Origin of the sequence: Streptococcus sp. NLN76, from assembly GCF_015686645.1 — a bacterium.
Taxonomy (GTDB): domain Bacteria; phylum Bacillota; class Bacilli; order Lactobacillales; family Streptococcaceae; genus Streptococcus.
This window is the reverse complement of the sequence record NZ_JADPMS010000023.1, coordinates 1-23,601: the sequence shown is the minus strand read 5'-3', so window position 1 is coordinate 23,601 and position 23,601 is coordinate 1. Positions and strand designations below refer to the sequence as shown.

Below are 23,601 nucleotides of genomic sequence, written 5' to 3'. Positions count from 1 at the left end.
ATCCTCGCTTAAACATAGTAAATGGTATAGCCCTTTTCTCGATCAGCCTCGATGGTACTCAACATCACATTGCGAACAATGCTTCTCTTGACCCTTTGGACCATCTGATTATATGATTCCAAAGATTCACGGAAGTACTCGGAAGTGGTATCTCTTTGAGCTACCTGACGCATCGGCACAAAATTCTTCAATTGCTGCAGCGTATCAACCTGCTCAATCCAGGCTTCGTCAATGGCCCTAAGAACAGATAAGCGCATGAATTCCTCCATCTTTTCGCCGGTCTCCAAGTATTCTTCCTTTTTCTCCAATTCCATTTTATAGAGGGTCCAAAGGTAATCCAAAACCTGTTGCCGATTGGAGACATCGATAGACTGGCCCAAGGGCTGGTTTTGGTAACTATAGTTTTCCAAAACATACCGCCGCAATTCTTGTTTGGTTAACTGCGGATGCTCCTTTAAGAACTCTTCCATGACCTCTACAAAGATGGCATCCATCTTATCCATTAAATCGATTTTATGATAAATCAAGTCATCCCGGAGCTGGTAAATTTTCTGCCGTTGAATCCGTAAACTTTCATCAAACTTAATGGTCGATTGCCGGGCACTCATGGCATTGTCCTCACTCTTTTCTTGCGCGTGGGTGATCGCCCGTCTGAAACGCCCTGCTGTTAGGGGTTGACCAAAATTGGAACGGTTGCTGTGATTGTTCTTTTCAAAATATTTGGTAACAGACTTGCCTCCATATTGAATAAGCAGTTCATCTTCCAAGCAGACAAAGAATTGACTCAAGCCAGGGTCTCCCTGGCGACCTGCCCGACCACGAAGCTGCCAGTCAATCCGGCTGTTTGCCATCCTCTCGGTCCCGACAACCGCTAGTCCTCCTAATTCAGCTACTCCTTCTCCCAGCTTGATATCTGTACCACGACCCGCTAAGGAAGTCGCCACTGTCACCGCCCCCAGTTGCCCTGCTTCTTTAATGATCTGTGCTTCCTTAGCCACGTTTTTAGCGGTTAGAACACTGTGCGGGATTCCCTCCTGCAGCAACATCCGGGAATAGATTTCCGCAATATCTACTGTTCCAGAAATCAAAAGCACAGGTTGTTGACTCTGATGTAATTCCCTCACATATTCGAGGGTAGCCTGCAGTTTTTCGGGCAAGGTGACATAAATCTTATCTGGATAATCGATGCGCTGGATCGGTGAGTTGGTGGGGATCACCACCACCGGAACCTTGTAAGTCGAAATTAACTCATCCTCAGCAATCTTTCCAGTTCCCGTCATTCCCGAGATGCGTGGAAACATGTTGAAAAGACTTTGATAGGTTACCGATGCAACAGAACGGGAATCCTTACTGATAGGAACACCTTCCTTGGTTTCAAGGGCTTGGTGAATACCAGACTGTAACCGCGTCCCTTCCAGGACACGACCTGTCCGGTTGTCTAGCAGTTTGACCTCTTCATCTGCAACGACATAATCGACATCCTTTTTATAAAGATGGTGAGCCCGTAAGGCCAGATTGATGTGCCGATTAAGCTCAAAGTAGGCATCCCCGTAGAGATTTGGAACATCGAAATATTCTTGTGCATAATCCATGCCATCCCTTGTTAGAAAGACAGCCTTATCTTCTTTGAGGTGTCGATATTCCTTTTCCTCTTCCAGGGTCAAGACAAACTGATTGGCCACATGGTACAGATTGGATTGCACGCGCGGTGATCCTGAAATAATTAGGGGTGTCTGAGCCGCATCCAACAAGACCGCGTCCGCTTCGTCGACAATCACATAATGGAAGGGACGTAAGAACTTATCCTGCTCGGCTGCGGCTAAGTTATCTGCTAAATAATCAAAGCCCAAGGCTGTACTGGTTGTGTAGGTAATATCCGCAGCATAAACAGCCCGCTTTTCCTCCACATCACTATCGTCATCTTCATTGAAGACGCCGACCCCCACAGTCAAGCCCATAAATTCAAAGACAGGAGCCATTTCTTCTGCGTCCCGACGAGCTAAATAGTCATTGGTGGTTACCAGAATGGCTCCCTTGCCTTCCAAGGCATTCAAATACAGGGGCATGGTCGCCGTCAGGGTCTTTCCTTCCCCTGTTTTCATTTCAGCAATGTAGCCTTGATGCAGGGCTACTCCCCCCATAACCTGCACGTCGAAGGGGAACATGCCCAAAACCCGCCGATTGGCTTCACGTAGAGCCGCAAATGCCTCCACCAACAAGTCATCCAAACTTTCCCCATCCTCCAAGCGGTCACGAAACTTTTGCGTCAGTCCAGCCAATTCATCATCGGTCAAGCCCGCCATTTCTTCCGCCATATCATTGATGCGTCCGACAATTCGCCGAATCCCAGCCAATTTCAAGTTGTTTAATAACGATTTTCTTTCTTTCATGTCATTCACTTATCACATGGTTTTTAATAATTTTTGAACCAATCGTAAATCATCTGGAATCTGATCAGGTAGGAACCGCTTTTCAAGCGGTTTGTCCAGCTTAAAGGGCTTGTGCTCCTCCATGGAATAGATAGATATTCCCTTAAACAAGAGCTGGCTGGCTCCTGCACTCTTAAGGGTGAGGACATAGGTAAAAGCTTCCTCAGGATAACGGATTTCTCCCTGATTTCGACGCAGTATGTCAAATCCAATCTGTTCACCCTGCCTGTTAAAATAGCTTACTTCCAGAAAATAACGTCCCTCAGGCACTGCCTCAATCTCAAGATCCAACCAATAGTTGTTTCCAGGGACCAACAAAGGTAGGGCTGGAGAGGTCCGCTTGCCTTGATAGTTGGTTGTAGAATGAAAGCGACTAATCAACTTTCCAGAAGCCATCCGTTGGTTTTCAAATAAGGCTCCCTGATCAGTAAAGGTCAAGCGGGTTCCATAGAGATAGGCATCCCCACTATAAACCTGATCCCAAGTAATTCGGTGTATCAAGTGTTTGGTCATCCATACTTCCTTCCATAACCGTCTTCTAATAATTGAACATACTGCCTCTTAAACCACTTATTGATGGCCCGACTATTATCATTGTGCCGACCCTCATAACCCTTGGCATAAATATGCGCCTTTTTATCCGATAATGCCTCAATCAACCTAGCCGTGGCCTGGCCGTCATAGTCATCATTTTCCATATAGGCAATCGCAAATGTCGTCTGGTCAAAAGAGGATTGGTTAAACTTGTCCCAAAAGCGCTGATTCAATTGCTGGATACTTTCTTCATCTGTGCCACCCGTTACATTCCGAAGCACATCTGCACTGGTCTCAAATTCATCCGGTCGCTTCAACTTCATCGCTGCCACCGTATCCCCAACATTGGTGAAGGGTTTCCCAATCACCACCGCATAGGGGTCAAAATCTGCCGCATAATAAAGAGCTCCAAAGGTTCCCATGGAAAGACCAGATAAGATTAAATCCGACTTGTCGAAACCGAGGTAATCCAAAGACTCCTGAATAACCTCCACAACCTTAGCTTCCAATTCAGGACTACCAATATAAAAGCCACCACCTTCTAAGCGAGGATCACCAATCAACATAAACGGTCTCTTGAGGGATTTCATAATCCCATAGCCCTCAAAGCCTTCAGCAGGCCGGAATCCTGAAAAATAGACATTCATTGGTGGCTTCATATCTCCAGGATTGAAATAATAAATAAACTCCTGTTTTTTCTCATCGCTGTAGCGCTTTCCACCTAGAACAAAACGCCCCATTCCAATTCGGGAATAACGCCAGTGAAGAGGCCCAAAGCCCAATTCACCTTGACCCTTAGCCCAAACAGAGACCGTATAAAAACCAATTTCCTCATTCCGTGGAAGAACGTAGGGCTCTTTCAATTGCTCTTCCGTTAATACTGTCGGTTCCATAAACCTATAGAGGCTCCCTTTTTGCATCGGAGTAAGCTCCAATTGAATTTCAGGATTCCCGGAGACTTTAAAGTGCTCCAACCAAATTTCCAAGGCAACCGGAAAAGTTCCCAAATTGTAACGAAAAGTTAAGAGTGGTCTAAAGTCTTGGCCAAAGTCTCCTTTTAGGTGGACAGCTACATGTCCATCATAAAAAACGTCTCCCTGAAAATCCTGGTTGATGTCAATATCGGGAAGTTTTAGTTTAGCTCCATACTGACTTTCAAAATGAGTTAACTGTAGGAAGTCCATCTTGGCCTTGGAGTCTCCTTCTACATCCAGTTCACGTAACATTTTCCGGCGGAACATCCCGTATGGTTCACCAGCCTCTAGTTCAATCCCCTTGTCCACATAAAGACCATAGGGCTCAACCATGTTCACCAAGGGTTCTAAATCCTTTTCAGCCAGCCCTTCGGTAATGAGAATCACATCAAATCGTAATCGAAGCTTTGGCTGAGGTTTATCTTCTTCAGGAACAGGTAACTTGGCCCGTTCTGTTTCCGTCAAGACCTCTATAAAATCAGAAATTTCTTGCGTCGGCGTCCAATACCAGTCGAGGTCCTCCGGTACTTGTTCCAAGCTCTCAGCCCAGGACTGAGAGCCAATTTGTAATACTTTCATAGCTACTGATCCTTATTCAAGAGTTGCTGCCACTGGGCGAGAATCCGACCACTGGTGTAGTCAGCCATTTTTTGGACCGTGTAAACAAAAGAACGATTCCAATTGGCCAATCCTTCCAGATAATAGCGAAGGGCAATTTCTAAATCTGCTTCAGGACTCAAGACCCAGCCATTTTTCTCATGGCTGACAAAGTCTGTTTCTACACGGTTAATCTGAGGTACACCGGCTGAGATACTCGCAATTTGCGTATACAGATCTGGTTCTGGCCCAAGATCCAGTAGTAGCCGTGTGGAATCCAGGGCAGTGATGATTTCATTTTCATTGGTGAAGAGATGGAAGGTAACTCGAGATAATTCCATAAGCTCATCCTCTTCAAGTTGGTTTTCATTTCCTGTATCCACAACTTGGAAGAAATCATCTGGGTCATACTTTTCGTGGATGTGGCTGGTTATCCAGTCTTCCCAGTTCTTAAAATTCAGATTGCGGTCAAAGGAGACCATGAATAGGTTCACATCCTCATGCCGATCCATAAATTCCAAGAGTGTTCCCAGAATTTCACGGATCTCCGAAGAGTCCAAGTTGTCAATGTAGAAATAAATCACTTGTTCTTTCAACATCTGACTGTGACCCAGTCGTAACCGGGTGTCATAGGGGGATACCCGCAGGAGCTCTTTTTCTTGCTGTCCGGCAGCTTGCATGAGCTGGCGCAGTTCTTCTTCTTGTTTTTTCTGATCTACAACCAACAAATTCGCTTGCTTCAACAAACGTTGGCTGGATTCGGTCAGATCCAAAGGATAGCGCTCCCCAAAGAATGAAAAGACCTTCTTCTGATTGAGAAAGACGTCCAGCAGGAGGTCATTGTGCTGCTCATGGCTAGCCACAACCAAGGTATCTTCCGGTTGCATCTCCTGCTGATGCAACAAAAGTAAGCGCTCCCGTAATAGATCCGGCCAATCACCATAATAGCGCTGCTGGAAACTGTGATCAGCATCGGAATTGACTTCGATACGACCTAATTGGTGGGGCTTCAAGTGTTCCCGCACCTGCCAAATCCCACTCTCATTGAGATAATCCTGGTGCAACTCTCGCCCCTGTTCATCAAAGTAGAGAATAGAGGAAAGAAAACCCCGATCATCAAAGAGATATTGCTTCCGAATACGTCCATCCTCTATGAATTCAATGTAGAAGAGATTCCCATCTTGGGCAAAATGGATAGTGGCTAGGTCCTTCTTTTCTTGTCTTGCCAGTACAGCAAAAGGACTATAGAGAAACTGCACATTCTCGGGCCAATTCAAGTCCTTAAAGTTAAGCGGATGTACATCCAATCTAGAGATATTTTGGATATCATCAAAAAACGACCAATAAGGTGTTTGCAGCAAGCCCTGCTTATGCAGATCATATCGAAACTGGGGCTGGTAGTTGAGAACCATTAATCGAACTTCTTCTTCCGCCTGATGGAACATCTTCATTTGATTGATCGTGTCATCAAACGTCATCCGCTCCAAAATCCGAAACCAGAGCTGGGTGTTATGGTACCACGGGCGACTTTGATTGTACCAAGAGGGTACGAAATAAAACATGAGCGACTCCTGTCTACTAATACTCATTGAATTTCAAAATCTGATACTCATTGCATTTCAAAACCTGAATGTGTTAATCCTCTTCGCCGAACCCTAGTTCTGCCTTCATCGGATTGCCTGTTCAGATTTCGAACTGTTTCGAGTATGACTTTGTCAAGCCTCTTTGATGAACTTCTTGATTGCGTGCCTTGCACGCTTCATTGACAACGTTCAATAGGTCTCCCAGACCTGTTGAACGATCATCATCAGCTGTCCTCTTCATTTTTTTTTGAAATTCCGCGAGTATTCTGTTTTTGAAATGAGTTAAGTATAAATGACATTTTTATACTGCTTCCAACCTTGAATCGTGTTGACCTGTTCGATCACCCCTAGCAAAAGACTGGATACGATATAAGCATTATTTATCAAAAGGGCAATGCTAACACTACCGTCTGAAGCCCATTGAGCAACCAAGAAAATCAGTGGCAAGCCCACGATGAGCATAACCGTTAAAGCCCCAAATTGAGCGAGACTATTGACTTTACGCTGGACAAAATCTTTTGTGTCCTTACCTGGTCGAACTCCTTCAATATAATCCCCGTTGTTACGCATATTTTTGGCAATATCATAGGAATCATAATTGTAGTAGGCAAATCCGATGGATAGGACATAAAGAAGCGTGATATAAAATAGCGCTCCACTTAATTGAGTCAAACTTAAACCAAAGGCTACTTCTTTTAAGGTCTCATTCTCAGGATAAAAATACCGCAAACCGTTTAAAAGATAAGCAGGTAACATCATCAAAGTCATCCCATACATAAAAGGCATAGCTCCAGCAGGCGTAACCCGAATCGGCAAGTAACTCTTCTGGTTATAGGAAGTATGAATCCCCACACGCTTAATAGGAATCCGGTACTCTCCCCGATAGAGGATAACTGTCAGTAGAACTAGCAAGGTATAGGCAACTATAAACAAGGCGATCTGCCCCAATAAATCCATCGTAAAACCAGACTGCTCCGAAATGAAGCCAACACCATTTTCAATAAAGGATAAAATCATATTGACCAAGATCATAATCGTCATCCCGCCCAAACCACGAGACGCATTCATATTCCCTAACCATGTCAGGACCACCGATCCTGAGGCCAGGATTAGCATGGTAAAGAAGAGAGCAATCCCTTCACCTCTAATACCGAATAAATCCATCTCAATCAAGTTGGTGGATGCCGTCAAACCAAAAGCCTGAATCGCAGCAATCACCAAAGTCAACATCATGCGATAGCGGTAAACTTGAACTTGAGTTTGATTTTTAAATAGATTGAAAACCGTGAAGAAACGCCAGATAATAACAGTGGTCATCCAAGGACTCAGTCCCAGTGAAAATAGCGTTATGCTGCTGATACGAGCCCCTGTCACTGTTGCTAAATTGTTCAAGAGGTTACTATTGACAAAATTCTGAACCAATTTTTGATTCACTGCAGCTGTTGGAACAGGTAAAAACCGTCCAATTATATAGACCATTACAATCACCAAGGTCCAGCCAATTTTTCGAAGCAATAAACTACTCGTCCATTTTTTTCTAATATTAAACATGGTAGATTCCGTTCTTGATTTTCCTTTAGATAAGAGTATATCATGCCCTCTAAGATATTTGTAGAGTTAGGGATAAATAAGTAAGAGGCTGGGAACAGGCCCCAGCCTCTCTTACCTTACGTTCTTTATCAGGGCACCTCGAAAAACTCCGGTTTTGCATCAAATCATGTCGTAGAAATCTTGATAAATCAATGTTCGAATTTTTAAGAGTTTAGTTTTTAGAGGTGCCCATCAGTGATTAACGAGCGCTGACGAATCATTAGACTTTCTGCAAAACGGTGATGGAACTTGAGATTCATCGGAGTTATAGTCTTTTAGTTTATCTTTTATTACTGTGTTAGCTCGTCTTGCCGTACTTCAGTACTGTCTGCGACTCGCTGCCTTGTACTAAAAGCAAACTAAAAGACTATAGTTAGCGAATTCAATGTGACGCAGTGGTTGATTGGTACTTTCGTTCGCCTTTATTGAGAGAACCGTTCATGTTCTCTTATCCAGATACTCAAAGAGTCAATTCCTGACTCTTTGACCTCCGAAAATAACCGAATCAACATTGACATGAACTTCGTTCCTTTCATTTAGAAACTCTAAAGACATTCAACATGCCTTTAGACCGGGGGTGGGTACTAACAGTCTGGGAAGAGACTGTTAGTACTTGAGCCCTAAATATGGAAAGCGAAAACAGTCTGGGAAGAGACTGTTTGAACCCGAGCCTAACAATAAAAGAGCGAGGTCGGTTTGGGGAGAAACCGTTTCAGCTTACAACTTGAAACAAAGACTTGTAACGAACGTTTTTATTTGTAAAATCGTTCTGTCTCACTCTCCTTAGCAAAAATATTTAAACGGTCTCCCAGATCTGTTGAACTCTCTACATCGTCTTTCTTCGTCATTTTTTGACATTCCGCGAGTATTCTAATTTTGAAATTGGTTAAGTATTAGGACCATTTTTCAAGGATCTTTAATAGATTGACACACTTCTTGTATTCCTGCATATGACCGGCTTCTAATAGCACATCTCGATGCAGTTGCAGACGCCATCGGTAGGCCCTCAATTCCTCCTGAATATCAAACCCAATCATGGAAAGAATGGTCACGCGCTCCTGAATGCTTTTCAAGGGGAAAACGTGAACGGCATCCACCGTTCTGGTGACAGAGCTCGACCGCTTGCGATGATAATAAATGGCCGCATGACTGTAGACAATCTTTTCTGCCAACAAGTACAACTGCCAGGTCGTGTAATCATCTTCCACTTTTTCATTTTCAGGATAGGAAATATCTTCAAACAACTCCGCTTTATAAAGTTTGGACCACGGAACCGTAAAGCTTTGACTAAAACCAAAGCGTCCATCGTATTGGTAGCGGAACCATTCAGCTGGAGTATAGGTCTCACGGAAGTAATCCTCTGCCTGTAGGTGGAAGCGAAAAGCACTTTGACTGTCATCAAACTCGGTAAAATTAGCGATGGAGATATCCGCATCCGCCTCTTTAAGCGCTCGATAAAGAAACTCGATATGGGTTTCTTCCAACCAGTCATCATTATCCACAAAGAGAACATAGCTCCCTGTCATTAAAGGAAGGGCTGTGTTACGGGCAGCCCCCACACCACCACCGCCGAGTTTTTTGTGGATGACCCGCACGCGATCATCCTTGGCCCGATATTGCTCACAGACTAGGGCTGATCCATCGGTTGAGCCATCATTGATGAGCAGGATTTCTAAGTTGCTATAGGTTTGATGGACGATACTGTCCAAACACGGGACCAAATAGGGTCCTGCATTAAAAACTGGAACAATAACCGTTACCTTTTCCATCTAGCCCTCCTTTCGATGATGACGGATCAAATCTAACTTATTGGAAATTTGCTGAAAGAGCTCGACCTGCCCAGAATAGAGCGCATCCGCCTGGCATTTTTCCAAGCGTTTCACATAAGAATCCAGATGCTCCGTCACATCATAGCCTAGTGCGACCAACAATGCCAACCGTTCTTCCGCAATCGAAATCATACTGGTAATATCCTCCTGCATCCCATTACGCGACAATCCGGCTGGACTCTGAGAGTAATAATAAAGAGGCTGGTTGATAAAGCTAATCCGTTGCGCCTTGAGATAAACCTTGTAAATGGTCGCATCGTCCTCTCGCAAACGGCCAACTGGATACTGCAAACCATCCCAAAGACTCCGCTTAAACAACTTCATGGGTGAGAAAGTGAAGACCAGGTGCAAATTATTGGCCCCACTACTCTCCTTGCGCAACCATTCCTGAACGGTATAGGCTTCTTCAAAATACATTTCCGATGTAATGGAAAAAAGAAAAGCCTGGCGTTCTTCATTAAAGGACGTAAAGTTACAGATCGAAATATCTGCGTCATTTTTAACCAAGGACCGGTATAAGAGTTCCAAATAAGTGTCCTCGACAAAATCGTCAGAATCGATAAAGGTCACGTATTCTCCCTGAGCCACCTGAAGTCCTCGATTCCTAGCAGCCGAAGGCCCCTGGTTTTCTTGGTGAATCAAGCGCACCCGTGAATCCTGAGTCACATAATCCTGGCAGATAAGAGCACTGCCATCTGTAGACCCGTCATTGACCAAGATTACTTCGAAATGACGATAGGTCTGTTTCAAAATCGAATCCATACAGCGGCGGAGATAAGAAGATACATTATAGACTGGAATGATGATGGAAATCAACCCTTCCTGTGTATCTTTCTCAACCGTTTGTTCTTGCATAAGCCCTTCTTTCTTCCTCTCTAATCCGATGCGAGCCACAACTTGGCTAGCATAGACACCATCTTCTTCTAGTTCAATCCCCTCATCATAATTAAATTCTGCTGTGTGTTTATGCCCTAGCTTGACCTTGTGCTGGACCCCCATTTGAAACCATTCATATTCTGAGTCAATATGGCCCAAATCAATAGCCTGGTGCCCTCGCTCTTGAAGATCGCGGGCCAACACTTTTGCGGTTGGTCCCAGCATCAACAAAATCAAGCGATTTTCCGCATGAGCCAGGATTGTCTCAAGAATCGACTCATAGTGACGAAAGGCATGACGGGAGGGGCAGATAATCCGCTGTAGGGAAGCAGCACCTGCAAAGAGATCGTTACCGGCTCCGGAACGGGACATTTCCCCTTCCACGATTAACAAGTCTCGTCCTTTCCAAAGGTCCTTTAAGGCTGCAAAGGAGGCAGCCGCTTGGCCTTTATCCAACAAATCAATATAAGGACGGGAGATAAAGGTCGATCCATACCAGGGAGATTGGCAATGCTCCTCATAAAATGCCTGGTAGCGATTAAAATGTTGCTTCCAGAAGTGAACCGCGTTCTGATTGTAACGCTCTCTGTTGTCGAAGACATCCGGCAAACAGACCAACAAGTCCGGTCCTGAGGGCGTCTCGAGAATCTCCAGCAGGGCCTGTGCCAAATCCGGATCATACTCCTGATAAGGAATACTGGAACCTGTCATTAAATCCACTTCCCCATCTCCAAAACGAGCGACAGAGGGATTGTGCGCTTGAATAAACTCCAGGCTCTCCAAAATGGGACGAACACGAATATCTTGCAGTGCGACCATTAGAGACCTCCTTTGTTTAGAGCTTGGAAAACCGACTCGGTCAAGAGGCGACGACTGAAGTAACCTTGACGGAGTAGAGGATTAAAGCTTCGTACCCGCTCCACCATGGTTTGATACTCTGCCTCATTCATAGCCTCAATCTTGGCCACAGCCTCATCCATGGACTCAACCACAAAACCAAGACCGTTCGCCTCAATTATTTCCTGATTGGCAATCCCCTTTTGCACAATAACTGGAATTCCTGCTGCTAAAAAGGTCCCCAATTTATAAGGGCAGTATAGAGTTTGATACTCTTTATCATGGTCATCCATCCAAACCAGGCCGAAGCCCCCCTCTGATAATTCCATCAAAAGACGAGTATCTGGCAGATAGCCACGATGGTTGACCGTAGGCGGCAGGTCCACCTGTTTCCATGTGTAGAGATGTAAAGGCAGCTCATAGGACCAGTCCTTAACAAAACTAAAACGGTCCGGTGATCCCGGAAAATGTATTTCCTTCTTAAAAGAAGCTTCCGCCTGAGGGACATCGGTCGGGTGATCCCACATTCCCTGAACCAACGTTTTTTCCACCGTAAGCCCTACTTCTCGCAGAACCGTCAACATCCTCTGACTTGGCGCTACAATAACATCCGCCTTGTTGTAATACTCAATTGTTCGGTCCATAAGATAGTAATTTCCCGCAAACATCAGCGGGACCACATCATGAATAAAGATCACAATTTTAATGTGATAGGCCTTGAGTTTATTCATCAAGCGTACATCAAAATCCGTCGTATTCCACGTTGGCGTTTGAAAGATGACCACATCCCCGTGCCGAAGACCTGCCACAATTCCATCCAAACGCTTGGACAATTCCACCTCAGTATCGGCATGCATATTGTAGGCATAAATCCCTAGCTCTCGATAACCCAAGCTCGTGGCAATGTCCGTTACCATATTTTGGGCAATCTGGGCCGTACTTTGCGCCGCTTGCCCATTCAGGTTTGTAATATAAACTCTCATTTATTGTATTTTTCCAATAGTTTTAATGTAAACTCTAAATTCTTATAGGCCTGCATCTGACCGGAACGAATCCTATCGTCACGATTGAGTTGCGCCCGCCATTTAAAAGCGGCTATCTCCTGCGACAGGTCGAAACCCAGAATGGATAAAAGGGCAAGTCGCTCCAAGACCGGTTCTTCGGAAAAGACCTCTACACGCTCACTCATCTGGGTCATGCTGGTCGCATTGACACGGTAGATGAGACTAGAACGGTGCATGTAGGCAATTTTGTCACTCATGAGGTAAAGTTTCCATGTTGTCCGATCGTCCTCACCAAAACCACCTGTATAATAAGTGACAGTCTCAAACAAGGAGCGCTTGTAAAGCTTGCCCCAAGGCACTGTGAAACAAAGGCTCAAATTGTGGGGTTGGCCATACTGGTAGCGAAACCATTCCTCTGGTGTCAATTCCATCTCATAGTAATCCGCATCCGTAATGTGGATTTCGTAACGCTGATCGTCCATGTAGAATCGCGTAAAATTGGCGATGGAGATGTCGGCTCCCGTCCGCTCTAAGAGTTCTACCAAATCTTCGATGTGATTGGGATCCATCCAATCATCGGCATCGATAAAGACGACATAGTCCCCTCTTGCCATATCCAAGGCTGTGTTTCGCGCAGCCCCGATCCCTTCCTTGTGAGATTTATGGAAAACCTTAACACGGGAATCCTGCAACTTCAACTGCTCAATCAGCAGACCAGATGAATCGGTAGACCCGTCATTAATCAGAATGATTTCCAAATCTTGATACGATTGGTTCAAGACACTGTCGACACACTCCCGAAGATACTGTTCAGCGTTATAAACCGGTATCAACACACTAACAGTTCGCATCGACTTCTCTCACTTTCCCTGGGCAATAAAAGCCTTAATTTCTTCTGGTGACAAGGATGAATCACAGACCACCCGAACCTGCTTGTCCTTGGCTACGAGGAGACCAGGCACAGTAACAATCTGATACTGAGCGCGAAAGACTTGAAGGGCTCCCAAATCTTCCGGATTCTCGCTATCCAAAAAAGCCACTTCTAAGCCTAACTCCGCTTGAACCTGAGCCAACTTGGGCGCAAATAACCGAGAGTAAGGACACGTAGCCCGACCAACAAAAAGAACCAGCTCTTCGCCCGATTCGATCCGCTCCTCAACATCCTTTGTGAGCACCAATTCAAAAGGTGCAATTACTTGATAAAAATCCATGGTATCTCCTTTATAACTAAACGCTAACTCTAAACCTCTACTCAGAAATACTCCTTTACAGGAACCTGAGAAGGTCTAATATACTCTTTTAGTTTATCTTTTATTACTGTGTTAGCTCGTCTTGCCGTACTTTAGTACTGCCTGCGCCTCGCTACCTTGTACTAAAAGCAAACTAAAAGACTATAACTCTCATACTCAATACTATTCAAAATCTGAAAGCTTTTTCTCGCTTCAACAAGCCCTTTGTTTTGCTTACAATGGGTCACTTCTTCAATTTCGAATCATTTCGAGTACGACTTCTTTTGTTCTATTTTAATGGATGAACCTCTAAAATTCAAGGCAGGCACTCTCTTCTAAGAAAAAACACAGAGGTCCTCCCCTGTGTTTCCTACGAGCTTTCATAGTCCAGATTGACCTGGCAAAAGGTAAGATTAATCGAGGATCAACATGGATTTGATAGACTTCCGTTGATCCATGTCTTGGTAAGCCTGATCAATCTCTTCCAAGGCATAGGAAGTTGTAAAGACTTTACCAGGATTAATGTCACCATCCAAGACAGCTTTCAAAAGAACTTGTTTATCATAAGTAGTAACCGATGCGGAACCACCACCGATGGTGATATTCTGCGCAAAGGTTGATCCCAAAGCATGGTTATTATAATGCGGCACACCGACAAAACCGATACGACCACCATTGTGAAGCACTCCCAAGGCTTGATCAATAGAAGCCTCTGTCCCCACACACTCCAACGCAGCATCCGCTCCGCCACCAAGAATTTCACGGACTTTAGCAATTCCTTCTTGCCCACGTTCGGCTACGACAGCAGTCGCTCCAAACTCAAGAGCTAAGGCTTGGCGATCCGCATGTCGGCTCATCATGATAATTTGGGAAGCTCCCCGCATCTTCGCTGCAATAACCGCACACTGCCCAACAGCTCCATCACCAATAACAACAACCTTATCACCAGGCTTCACATCTGCCACACGCGCCGCATGGTATCCTGTCGGCATGACGTCCGCCAAACTCAACAAGGACTTCAGCATTCCTTCAGAGTAATCCGATGGCTGACCTGGAATTTTAATCAAGGCCCAGTTGGCAAAGTGGAAACGTATGTATTCCGCTTGAACTCCACCAGACCAGTTATTGCCGATGTGGTTATCACAGGTTCCATCAAAACCTGCCCGACAAGCATCACATTCTCCACAACCATGAGTAAAGGGAGCAATGACAAAGTCACCTGGTTTGACTGTTGTAATGTCGGAACCAACTTCTTCCACAATCCCAATTGCCTCATGACCAGAATTCATAGCTCCAGACTCCATATTTTCATCGCGATAACGCCAGAGGTCTGAACCACAGACGCAAGTCCGAACAATCCGAATGATTGCATCTTGACTATCTTGAATCTGAGGACGGTCGACCTCAACAAGGCCAACCTGTCCAGGTTTTTGATAAACTGCTGTTTTCATCTAACTTTACCTCCAATGCAACCTATTATACCACTTTTTCCATCTGTGTCTTTCTAAAAAAATGACTACTGTTCTAAATACTGGTATTGCCCCTTGTATTTTTCAAACAGCTCGCCACTTAAAAACACCGACCTCAAAAGCAGCGGATTCCTAGACATCCTTCAGCTCATCACTCCATACAAACAAAGTGTGAGAAACCAGTTTGTTCCTTGTATACTCTTTCAGTACAAGGCAGCTTGCCGATAAAACTTTCGAAGAAAGTTTTATCGGCAAGACGAGCTAACATAGGAACAAAAGCTAAACTAAAAGCGTATATTTGATGCTCTAGGACTCAACCCCTCTTTAGTGAGCGGCCTCAGAAGTCATCCAGAATTGTTCCTCCCCCGTCGCAGCATCGATCTCCCTTTTCTCCACTCGGAATCCCTGCTTTTCATAGAAGGCAATTGCTTTTTTATTTTTTTCAAAAATGGAGAGGGTTAAAGGCGACTGTTTCTCCTTTGCGAAGGTTAAGAGCTGAGTCCCCACCCCTTGTCCCTGAAATTCCTGGGCAACAAAAAGACCTGCGATGTAGGAACCTTGGAGACCAATAAAGCCCTGAATAAAACCAAAATCCTCAGCCACATAGACCTCTGCCGTATCCATGGCTTGGGCAACCTGTAAAAGCTGGTTCTGCCAATAGGACGCCTCCACAAATTCGTGAGCCTCCAAATTGGTTGCCAGCCAAATGGCTAAAATCTTATCCAAATCCTCGGCACTTGCTTCTCGTATCATCTTTCCTCCAAAAAGGCGGCCAACGGCCGCCATGGTCTTATTCATAACTAGCGATTAAAGCCTGTACCAGCTCCACGTGACTGACATAATCTGCAATGCTGACGTTTTCGTCTCCTGCATGGTCGCGGCTATTGGCATGACCTAGGCCAAAGCCTGCAATCGGGACTCCCAGAGCCTCAAAGACCGTATGCATGGGCCCAGTTCCCGGGGATGTCGGTAGCACAGCCACACCCTCTGGTGTCAACTGCTCTGCCAGGGCAATCACTTTTAAAATGGAAGGAGCCGACATGTCACTCCGGTAACTCTTCTCTCCCAAGGTGAATGCCACCTGGACTTGTTCAAATCCGTGTTTGGCCAAGTGTTGACGAATCTTTTCCAAAACATCATCAGGGTCTAATCCTGGAACCAGACGGACCTCCATCTTGGCTTGAGCCTCTGCTGGGATAATGGTTTTCACACCTTGCCCCAAATAGCCTGTGGATAGTCCTTCAATGGTAATGGAAGGTTCAAAGTACAGACGTTTGAGGAATGCGCGGCGATCCTCCACTAGAGATGGCAGGGTCAAGCCATAGATTTCCTTAAAGGATTCTGGACTCGCCAAAGCATGGGATTCCACCAAAGCTAGCTCTCGTTCGTTAGGTTCTTGCACCTGATCGTAAATTCCCTCGACCAGAATCCGACCATCCACTGCCCTCATAGAATTTAGAGCTGAAATGAGATACCAAGACGCCGAATCAATCACCCCACCGAAAGAAGAGTGGATGTCCAGGGCAGCCGAGGATACATACAAATCAAAGGTCACAATTCCTTTATTACCACCCGCTATCTCCAACTGGTGCTTGCTGTTTCGATGCCCTTGCTCCCAGACCAGCAAATCTGCCCCTACTAACTGCTCTTGGTATTTTTTTAAATACAAATTCAAATCGACAGAAGCGGATTCCTCTGCACCTTCCACAATAAAAATGACATTGACAGGAAGGTCCCCACCAGACTCGGCCTGGTACTTTTTGAGGGCCGATAGGCGGGCTGTAATATGGCCCTTATCATCATCGACCCCCCGACCATACAGGTAACCATCGCGCACGCTGACCTCAAACGGCTGCCCGGTCCAGATCTGATCCCCGTCCGCAGGGACCGTATCGTAATGATTGTAAAAAATCAAGGTCTTAGCATCTGGTCGATTCGACAAAAATTGAGCCATGACAAAGGGAGCCGCATAGGAAGAATCCAGCACAACCTCGTCGGCTCCCGCCTCATGAAAATAGTCCCGAAGAAGTGTGGCGACCTCCAACAGACCAATTTGTTGGGCAAAAATCGATTTTTTGGAAACCAAAACTTTCAGCTTTTCAAAATACTCTTGAATAATGGTATCGTTCTCAAAAATTTCAATTTTATCCATTGTTATCTCTCACTTTCATGATTTCAATAGTACCATCCTACCACAGACCCCCTATTTTGACCAATCGCCATCCTTGAAGACGACCATCACAATTCCTTATCACCAAAACCAGTGACCTCAAGAACGCCCTCTGCTAGAATTTGTCCATTTAAGAGAAGACACAGTTCGTGGGGCCCATTCGCATGCCGTCGCGTGGTCTTATCCAGCCAGTCGTAGCGCCACTGACCTTCGATTTCTGCCGCCTCTCGATCTCTGAGCATAAAGATTTTAGTCGACTGCTTCCCAGTCGCTTTGACAAAGTCAATCTGCAACTCCAAGCGGAGGGGCCCTGCCTGCCCCACCCTGACCTTATAATCCACTACCATCCGATCGCCCTTTTTTATTTTTTGAGGAAAAGACCAAAAGACCTGTTCCACATCCTCGCGACTCCTGTAGCCAAAAAGAGCCAGTGCCCGGTGCTGCCCGGCCTTGAGTAGATTCCTCGCAGCCCGCTTAATGATCCAATCTGTCTCAGGCCCCGTCCCCTGCCAGGACTCCAGTAAATCCAGCACCTCTTCTGGATGGGTCCGGGTCCAATCATTCAAGTGATTAGCCACAGACTTTCGAACATAGAGGGAACCGTCCCCTTTTAATTCCTCCAAAAGCTCCCAAATCTTCAACCGATGCACCTCCAATCCGGGAATCTTCTTCCCCCAAGGAAGATTAGGCCGTAAACCCTCACTAGCCAAGCGCCGATGGTGCTCATTCTCAGACACTGACCAAGACTTCATTTGCTCAAAAGTCTGGGGAAAATTCTGAGCTAGAAATGGTCGAATAGCAAACTCCGCCGAGGAAGACTCGGTTAAAATCGCAAGCGTCTCCATCGAATCTTGAACATTCTCTAATCCATATAAAGCCACCACATCTGGTAAAAACAACCATGAGAAACCTTGAACGCGAGCTCCCACCTCTTGAAGAAAAGGCGCCACTGCTTCAAAAGGGCGATTTAAGCTATCTACCAGAGCACGCGCCAACCGCTCATGACGCTGACGTAAACTCAAAGAGTCCCAGCCTTCTTTACCAACAGCAGCCAGAAACTCGGCTTTCGGAAATGTAGACTCTACCGAAGCAAACACAGTCACAATCTCTTGCAACTTTTCTTCCGAATAAATATCCTTTAAATTAGCCATGAAACCTCCAAAAAAGCAGCCAGCTTAGGCTGGCTGCATTATTCCTTATCTTAACCGTTGAAGGAAATATGTACGTGATCATAGTGGTTAGCTGTTACACCACCACGGTCTGGCATCAAGTTCCAAGTGTTGGCTGGACCATAGATATTATTCACTGGTGCATAGAAACGTTGTTGCCAAATGATGTAAGAAATATTGGCATTGTTGATGTTATCTACAGCATATTGGGCAACCTGGTTACCAAGAGCGGTATCATTGTAGACCATTGCATCTACCGCGAGTCCAAGCCCGTGATCTTGGTCACCTGCACGGTATTTAGAATAATCAGTGATTCCAAATTGATTCGCAATATCCTGCATGAAGTTAGCTGCAACTGGTTGAAGACCTGAAGTGTCAACCGGTGTAGAAGTTTGAGCTGTTTGTGCAGGGGCCGGAGCTGCTGGCTCTTCAACTGGAGCTGGAGCAGGTGTTGCAGGTTGCTCAGCTGGTTGAGGAGCTTCTTCAGCATGGTCATGATCGTGATCATGAAGCTCATCAGCCAAGAGTTCTTCAGTAGCTGGAGCTGCAGGTTGCGCAGGTGCAGGAGTTTGCGCTTGCTCAGCTGGTTGAGTTGGAGCAGCTACTTCAGGAGCTGGAGCTACTGGAGCTTCTGCAGCTGGTTGAGCTGGTGTTTCAAGTGCAGCCTGTGATACTTCTTGTCCAGCCTCTTGAGCTACAGTACTAGTAGCAACCAATTGCGGAGCTGCAGGAGCACTAGCTGCTTCTACAGCTGGATTAGCTGCAGGAGGTTGTACTGCCATATAAGTCGGTCCCTTGTCTTCTTCAACGATTGTGGCTGTTGTTTGGGACATTGGGATGACTTGATCTTGGGTATAGATTTCTTGTGAAGTCAAGTCCACGCTCGCAACATGAGATGCTGGGCCTTCCACTTGAGGATTGATAACTTCAAATGTCAACGGTTGATTGTTGGCATCAATGGTTACGCGAAGCAACATACCTGGTTGGATGACATTGACATTTTCGATTTGGTTCAAACGAGCCAAGACGGCCATGTCAACACCCATTGCTTCAGCAATTTGTCCAAGTGTATCTCCATATTGAACAGTGTAAGCCAAGGTATCGTTTTCACGAACGAGGTTATCACGAATTTGTTCAGTTGTACGAGGTGTCCAGTTTCCATCTTGCTCCGTTGCCTGAGCATCGTTATTTCCAGCAAATACTGAAAGAAGCAAGCTGGATGCCAACATAATTTTTTTGTTTAATTTCATGTTAAATGTATTCTCTTTCTTACTTGATGATTCTATCTTATCATAATTTTCTATTAAAAAAAGACCGAAAATCCCTTCTTAAAAGAACTGTGTTGCTCCTGTAACTTTTTGTAATACAGGAAACATTTCTACAAACTAGTACTACTTGATTCGTGATCTATCTATAAACAACAACCTACCTTCACTTCTATCACCATTTTTGAATCAAAATAACTTTATCCTAGAATGAATAGATCTAGATCCAAATCTTTTTTCCAACACCCTCTGTCAATCAAATCTTTTTTCCAACACCCTCTTGACTTCCCCACTTCCCTATGATATCCTTTGAGTCAAGAAAACAAGCGAGGTGATTGCCCATGGATATGAACAAGTAAATGTCACTAAATCTTATCTTATTTAGTAGTTTACTTGTTCTATCTGTCCAATCCCCTATTCAATAGTGGTCTTTTTGACATGGACACTGCACACTACTAGATAAGGTAGTGTGCTTTTTTCAAACGAAGGAGGACCCTCTGCTACTTCAAGTTCAGGAATTAACCCTAACCCAAACAAAAAAATCTTCTGACACCTGTATCCAATCTCACCTTTAGCCTTGAAGCCGGTGACAAAATGGCCATTATCGGCGAGGAAGGAAATGGTTCCCGAATTATTCATACCCTGAATATCTTTGCGTAACTATCAAAAAAATCATCAGAAACAAGCAATAAACAACTGCAATTCTGATGATTTTTATGAACGATCAAGCTTTTCTATAAATAAAGATGGGTCTGCTGCCTTACCACCCTAAAAAAGGGTAGACTCCGCCCTTGGTGCGACTCTCGATTTTTAAAAATGTATTCTATTTGATTCGGTATCCTAATTTCCTAACAAAGGGGGACTGGTATCCCTTACTGCATAGAGAACGGGGAGTGAGAAATCTAGTCTGGAAATTCGCTCAAAGAGAGCCTGAAACTCATCCTTCAGAGAATAGAGATTAGACAGTTTTAGAATTTGTTTTCTAGCACTTTTGACGCATTTCCAGCTATATTCACAAACAGTTTCCGAAAACGTTTCATCGTCAAATTCTTCACAGACCCACTAGCTAAATGCTTCATAAATAAGGAAAGATTATAGGCCAATCAAGAAATCATCATACGAACTTCATTCTTGATTAGAGTTGAACTATCTGTCTTATCCCCAAAAAATCCAGACTTCATCTCTATTATGAATTTTTCAGACTGTCCTCGTTTTCGGTAAAGTTGAAAACATTCTTCGCTAGCACCACCAGCTAGATTGGTCACAAGAGAAGTAACTTCATAGAAGAGTTCCCCAGTATCAACTTACAGATTCGAGGTCAAGAAAAGATTGGCTTAATCGGTGCTAACGGGGTTGGCAAAAGTACCTTGCTAAGCCAAATCTACCATAAACTGCAAAAGCAATCGGATCTGCTTTTAGGCTATATGCCTCAAGATTATAGTCGCTTCCTTGATCCGGAAAGCAGCCCGCTTGAATTCCTCCAAATTCAGCAAGCAGGACAGGCCCAGACCTACCTTGCCAATCTCCAGTTTAGTCGTGATGAAGTGCATCAAGCCATCAAACATTTATCAGGCGGTCAACAGGCCAAGGCCTTGCTAGCTAAGATGGTCTTAGAGGAAACAAATTTCCTCATCCTTGACGAATCCAGCCGGAACTTCTCCCCAACCTCTCAACCGGAAGTTCGCCAGCTCTTTCAACAATATCCCGGAGGACTGATTTGCGTCTCCCACAACCGCCGATTCCTCTCTCAAGTTTGCGACAAGCTCTATCAAGTGACCCCTCAAGGGCTCGAAGAAATTCCTTTTAGCTTTCTTTAACCTTTCCTTCAGTTTGCTTTAAGTCTGACTGGTTATTCTATTTTCAGAAAAAAATTGAAAGGGAATATCCATGGGAACCAAGATTATTCAGAAGCAATTCAAAAGGATTGAAACCAAATACATTATTGAGAAAGAGGTGCTACCACAGTTGCTGGAAGACTTAGGGGATTACATCGAAGCGGACGCCTACGCAACTTCTACCATCACCAACATTTACTTTGATACTGAAAACTTTGACCTGATCCAAGATTCCATCGCCAAAAAAAATGCGCGTGAAAAAGTTCGCATGCGTCTGTACGACTTAGAACCCAAGGCTAGCAGTAAAGCTTTTCTAGAGGTCAAAAAGAAAATCGATAGCGTCGGCTACAAAAATCGTCTGACATCCAACGCCAATGCCATTACAAGCTATGTGACTACAGGGATGTCCCTGATTGACGGCTTCCAAGATTCACTCATTGACGATCAAGTCCAGTCCGATTTAACAACCATCCGCAAACGCCACGGTCACATCCAGCCCAAAATGTACATCTACTATGACCGCATGTCTTTCCGTGGCAAAAACGGAGCGGACATCCGCATCACCATTGACCAAAATCTCCTTTACCGAGATTGGGACATTTCCCTATCCGCTGGTAAATTCGGAAACGATTTGCTAGACCCTTCAAAGGCCATCATGGAAGTGAAGGTTCCCGGTGAATGCCCAGAATGGTTGCTTCAATGCTTGGAAAAATACGGAATTGTACAGGAATCCTTTTCCAAATACGGAACCGCTTATCGTCTGGCTAACAATCTAACGAAGGAGGAAATCAGTCTTGCAAGAAACACTATTTAATAGCGTCTTTACTTCCTCAACCGGAGTTGTAAATGTCGATATCTTCTCCCTTAGCTCCAGTCTATTGGTCAGTCTAATCCTTGGAATCATCTTAGCCGCAGCCTACAAGTACCGTACCTTCTACACCAAGGAATTTGTAATGACCCTGACCTTACTCCCAACTTTGATTGCTATGATTATTTTCATGGTCAATGGAAATCTAGGAGCTGGGGTTGCGGTTGCCGGTACCTTTAGCCTGATACGCTTCCGTTCTGCTGCTGCAAGCTCCAAAGAGCTCCTCCTTATTTTTACGGCAACTGCAATTGGGCTAGCAACTGGAATGGGCTACCTACTCCTAGCTCTCTGTTTTACGATTTTAATCTGCGCAGTCCTCTTTGCTTTGGAGAACTCAGCTTTTACCAAGGTTAGTCGGAGTAAACGATTCCTGCAAATTACCCTCCCCCGTAGCTACGATTATAGGGACCTTTTTGAAAAAAACTTCCCCCAGCATCACAGCTCTAGTCAATTAATTTCCCTAAAATCTCAAAAAAAGGGAGAGCGAATCATTCTCGAATACGATGTGGAATTCGACGACAATATCCAGGACAAGGAAATCATGGATACCCTATCGGCCTTAGACCCAGCCGTTGAAGTAACCATCACCAAAACTGCACAAAAACGAAAGACACTCTAAAAGAGCTTGGGCCAGGCCCAAGCTCTTTAATTATATTTCGCTAATCCATAACAGCCAATGACACGACCATCTTCATTTCGTTTTTTATTGCCTATCATATAGATGTCACCATTATAGCCAAATTCCGCCAGTTGCTCTGCAACGATGCGACTGACGACAATTCCATCACAGGATTCCTTTATTTTTTTCAGCAAGCTAAGCGGAACATTTAGATGATACTCCATTTTTATAATTTCAACACCATTATATTCACCAATCGTATTGCGATAAGTACCACATCTTAAGGGAGCAAACACCTCACTTTCCTCTAGGGTATAAACATATTCATCTATGGATCCATTCCATAAGTGAATGGGATGGCCTGTTAAATTTTCTAAGCGCATTCCAGTCACCTCCTTGTTTCTATTTGCAATTTTGCTATTTAAAATATATTTTTTCTATAGATTAACTATATCAAAATACTAGTGAGATTCCAAGGATTTAGACGCTTATATACTCTTTTAGTTTATCTTTTATTACTGTGTTAGCTCGTCTTGCCGTACTTCATTGAAACTTTCTTCAAAAGTTTTATCAGCAAGCTCAAAATCTTCCTCAAGATTTTTCTACCATTTGTCAACCATTTTTCTAAAAATAGGACAATTTATTTGGCAGATTGATGCCTGCTGAGCCTAGTTGTGAAGCAAAGAGAAGGGGATTTTGTGTCAAGGCCTTGAGCGTATGCGTG

19 protein-coding genes and 1 pseudogene are annotated in these 23,601 nt (G+C 44.6%); 3 read left to right on the top strand and 17 right to left on the bottom strand.

Annotated features, from left to right (window positions below; all coding sequences use genetic code 11):
• Positions 1-8 precede the first annotated feature (8 nt).
• The 16 genes and pseudogenes from secA2 to I1A59_RS09620 form a co-directional block, all read right to left on the bottom strand.
• Complete coding sequence (gene secA2 / locus I1A59_RS05725; protein WP_196091836.1) at positions 9-2,390, bottom strand: accessory Sec system translocase SecA2; 2,382 nt, start codon at positions 2,388-2,390, stop codon at positions 9-11.
• Positions 2,391-2,402: 12 nt separating this feature from the next.
• Positions 2,403-2,942 carry an accessory Sec system protein Asp3 gene (gene asp3 / locus I1A59_RS05720; RefSeq protein ID WP_196091835.1) on the bottom strand — a complete coding sequence of 180 codons (540 nt, stop codon included), beginning with the start codon at positions 2,940-2,942 and terminating at the stop codon, positions 2,403-2,405.
• Positions 2,939-4,516, bottom strand: coding sequence for an accessory Sec system protein Asp2 (asp2, locus tag I1A59_RS05715; RefSeq protein WP_196091834.1), 1,578 nt, complete (start codon positions 4,514-4,516; stop codon positions 2,939-2,941). Before asp2 ends, asp3 begins: the two co-directional genes overlap by 4 nt.
• Before the next feature lie 2 nt (positions 4,517-4,518).
• Positions 4,519-6,096: an accessory Sec system protein Asp1 gene (gene asp1, locus I1A59_RS05710; RefSeq protein ID WP_196091833.1), complete on the bottom strand. Its 1,578-nt coding sequence runs from the start codon at positions 6,094-6,096 to the stop codon at positions 4,519-4,521.
• 303 nt (positions 6,097-6,399) lie between these two features.
• The gene (gene secY2 / locus I1A59_RS05705) at positions 6,400-7,668 is read right to left on the bottom strand and encodes an accessory Sec system protein translocase subunit SecY2 (protein ID WP_196091832.1); all 1,269 of its coding nucleotides are present in this window, start codon (positions 7,666-7,668) and stop codon (positions 6,400-6,402) included.
• A 932-nt stretch (positions 7,669-8,600) separates the two neighbouring features.
• Positions 8,601-9,476: a glycosyltransferase family 2 protein gene (locus I1A59_RS05700; RefSeq protein WP_196091831.1), complete on the bottom strand. Its 876-nt coding sequence runs from the start codon at positions 9,474-9,476 to the stop codon at positions 8,601-8,603.
• The gene (locus tag I1A59_RS05695; RefSeq protein WP_196091830.1) at positions 9,477-11,231 is read right to left on the bottom strand and encodes an SP_1767 family glycosyltransferase; all 1,755 of its coding nucleotides are present in this window, start codon (positions 11,229-11,231) and stop codon (positions 9,477-9,479) included.
• Positions 11,231-12,232, bottom strand: coding sequence for a sugar transferase (locus tag I1A59_RS05690; RefSeq protein WP_196091829.1), 1,002 nt, complete (start codon positions 12,230-12,232; stop codon positions 11,231-11,233). Before I1A59_RS05690 ends, I1A59_RS05695 begins: the two co-directional genes overlap by 1 nt.
• Positions 12,229-13,104, bottom strand: coding sequence for a glycosyltransferase family 2 protein (locus I1A59_RS05685; RefSeq protein ID WP_196091828.1), 876 nt, complete (start codon positions 13,102-13,104; stop codon positions 12,229-12,231). The genes I1A59_RS05690 and I1A59_RS05685 overlap by 4 nt, the downstream gene beginning before the upstream one ends.
• Positions 13,105-13,113: 9 nt before the next feature.
• Positions 13,114-13,464: a thioredoxin family protein gene (locus I1A59_RS05680; protein WP_196091827.1), complete on the bottom strand. Its 351-nt coding sequence runs from the start codon at positions 13,462-13,464 to the stop codon at positions 13,114-13,116.
• A gap of 431 nt (positions 13,465-13,895) precedes the next feature.
• Positions 13,896-14,933 (bottom strand): alcohol dehydrogenase catalytic domain-containing protein, encoded by a 1,038-nt coding sequence (locus I1A59_RS05675; RefSeq protein WP_196091826.1) that lies wholly within the window; start codon positions 14,931-14,933, stop codon positions 13,896-13,898.
• A 342-nt stretch (positions 14,934-15,275) separates the two neighbouring features.
• Entirely contained in the window at positions 15,276-15,704 is a 429-nt protein-coding gene (locus I1A59_RS05670; protein ID WP_196091825.1) for a GNAT family N-acetyltransferase, read from the bottom strand.
• Between the two features lie 37 nt (positions 15,705-15,741).
• Positions 15,742-17,103: a M20/M25/M40 family metallo-hydrolase gene (locus I1A59_RS05665; RefSeq protein WP_196091824.1), complete on the bottom strand. Its 1,362-nt coding sequence runs from the start codon at positions 17,101-17,103 to the stop codon at positions 15,742-15,744.
• Between the two features lie 86 nt (positions 17,104-17,189).
• Complete coding sequence (locus I1A59_RS05660; protein ID WP_196091823.1) at positions 17,190-18,272, bottom strand: DNA alkylation repair protein; 1,083 nt, start codon at positions 18,270-18,272, stop codon at positions 17,190-17,192.
• 50 nt (positions 18,273-18,322) lie between these two features.
• A complete protein-coding gene (locus I1A59_RS05655; RefSeq protein ID WP_196091822.1) occupies positions 18,323-19,540 on the bottom strand; it encodes a LysM domain-containing protein in 1,218 nt (405 codons plus the stop codon).
• A gap of 855 nt (positions 19,541-20,395) precedes the next feature.
• A pseudogene (locus I1A59_RS09620) lies at positions 20,396-20,850 on the bottom strand (transposase); the annotation flags it as partial.
• Between I1A59_RS09620 and I1A59_RS05645 the strand changes: the two are divergent.
• The 3 genes from I1A59_RS05645 (at position 20,812) to I1A59_RS05635 (ending at position 22,877) form a co-directional block, all read left to right on the top strand.
• The gene (locus I1A59_RS05645) at positions 20,812-21,372 is read left to right on the top strand and encodes an ATP-binding cassette domain-containing protein (RefSeq protein WP_196091841.1); all 561 of its coding nucleotides are present in this window, start codon (positions 20,812-20,814) and stop codon (positions 21,370-21,372) included. The pseudogene I1A59_RS09620 and the gene I1A59_RS05645 sit on opposite strands and share 39 nt — an antisense overlap.
• 70 nt (positions 21,373-21,442) lie before the next feature.
• A complete protein-coding gene (locus I1A59_RS05640) occupies positions 21,443-22,204 on the top strand; it encodes a polyphosphate polymerase domain-containing protein (protein WP_196091820.1) in 762 nt (253 codons plus the stop codon).
• Positions 22,185-22,877: a DUF4956 domain-containing protein gene (locus I1A59_RS05635; RefSeq protein ID WP_196091819.1), complete on the top strand. Its 693-nt coding sequence runs from the start codon at positions 22,185-22,187 to the stop codon at positions 22,875-22,877. The genes I1A59_RS05640 and I1A59_RS05635 overlap by 20 nt, the downstream gene beginning before the upstream one ends.
• A 26-nt stretch (positions 22,878-22,903) precedes the next feature.
• Here I1A59_RS05635 and I1A59_RS05630 read toward each other — a convergent pair whose 3' ends face one another.
• On the bottom strand, positions 22,904-23,260 hold the full coding sequence (locus tag I1A59_RS05630; RefSeq protein WP_196091818.1) for a hypothetical protein: 357 nt from the start codon (positions 23,258-23,260) through the stop codon (positions 22,904-22,906).
• Positions 23,261-23,601 lie beyond the last annotated feature (341 nt).

Bases quoted from the DNA above. Each gene is read 5' to 3' on its own strand.
- I1A59_RS05655 (WP_196091822.1), bottom strand. From the start codon at position 19,540: ATGAAATTAAACAAAAAAATTATGTTGGCATCCAGCTTGCTTCTTTCA.
- asp1 (WP_196091833.1), bottom strand. From the start codon at position 6,096: ATGTTTTATTTCGTACCCTCTTGGTACAATCAAAGTCGCCCGTGGTAC.
- I1A59_RS05695 (WP_196091830.1), bottom strand. From the start codon at position 11,231: ATGGTCGCACTGCAAGATATTCGTGTTCGTCCCATTTTGGAGAGCCTG.
- I1A59_RS05640 (WP_196091820.1), top strand. From the start codon at position 21,443: ATGGGAACCAAGATTATTCAGAAGCAATTCAAAAGGATTGAAACCAAA.
- I1A59_RS05660 (WP_196091823.1), bottom strand. From the start codon at position 18,272: ATGGCTAATTTAAAGGATATTTATTCGGAAGAAAAGTTGCAAGAGATT.
- I1A59_RS05690 (WP_196091829.1), bottom strand. From the start codon at position 12,232: ATGAGAGTTTATATTACAAACCTGAATGGGCAAGCGGCGCAAAGTACG.
- asp3 (WP_196091835.1), bottom strand. From the start codon at position 2,942: ATGACCAAACACTTGATACACCGAATTACTTGGGATCAGGTTTATAGT.
- I1A59_RS05700 (WP_196091831.1), bottom strand. From the start codon at position 9,476: ATGGAAAAGGTAACGGTTATTGTTCCAGTTTTTAATGCAGGACCCTAT.
- I1A59_RS05630 (WP_196091818.1), bottom strand. From the start codon at position 23,260: ATGCGCTTAGAAAATTTAACAGGCCATCCCATTCACTTATGGAATGGA.
- I1A59_RS05685 (WP_196091828.1), bottom strand. From the start codon at position 13,104: ATGCGAACTGTTAGTGTGTTGATACCGGTTTATAACGCTGAACAGTAT.
- I1A59_RS05665 (WP_196091824.1), bottom strand. From the start codon at position 17,103: ATGGATAAAATTGAAATTTTTGAGAACGATACCATTATTCAAGAGTAT.
- I1A59_RS05680 (WP_196091827.1), bottom strand. From the start codon at position 13,464: ATGGATTTTTATCAAGTAATTGCACCTTTTGAATTGGTGCTCACAAAG.
- I1A59_RS05675 (WP_196091826.1), bottom strand. From the start codon at position 14,933: ATGAAAACAGCAGTTTATCAAAAACCTGGACAGGTTGGCCTTGTTGAG.
- secY2 (WP_196091832.1), bottom strand. From the start codon at position 7,668: ATGTTTAATATTAGAAAAAAATGGACGAGTAGTTTATTGCTTCGAAAA.
- asp2 (WP_196091834.1), bottom strand. From the start codon at position 4,516: ATGAAAGTATTACAAATTGGCTCTCAGTCCTGGGCTGAGAGCTTGGAA.
- secA2 (WP_196091836.1), bottom strand. From the start codon at position 2,390: ATGAAAGAAAGAAAATCGTTATTAAACAACTTGAAATTGGCTGGGATT.
- I1A59_RS05670 (WP_196091825.1), bottom strand. From the start codon at position 15,704: ATGATACGAGAAGCAAGTGCCGAGGATTTGGATAAGATTTTAGCCATT.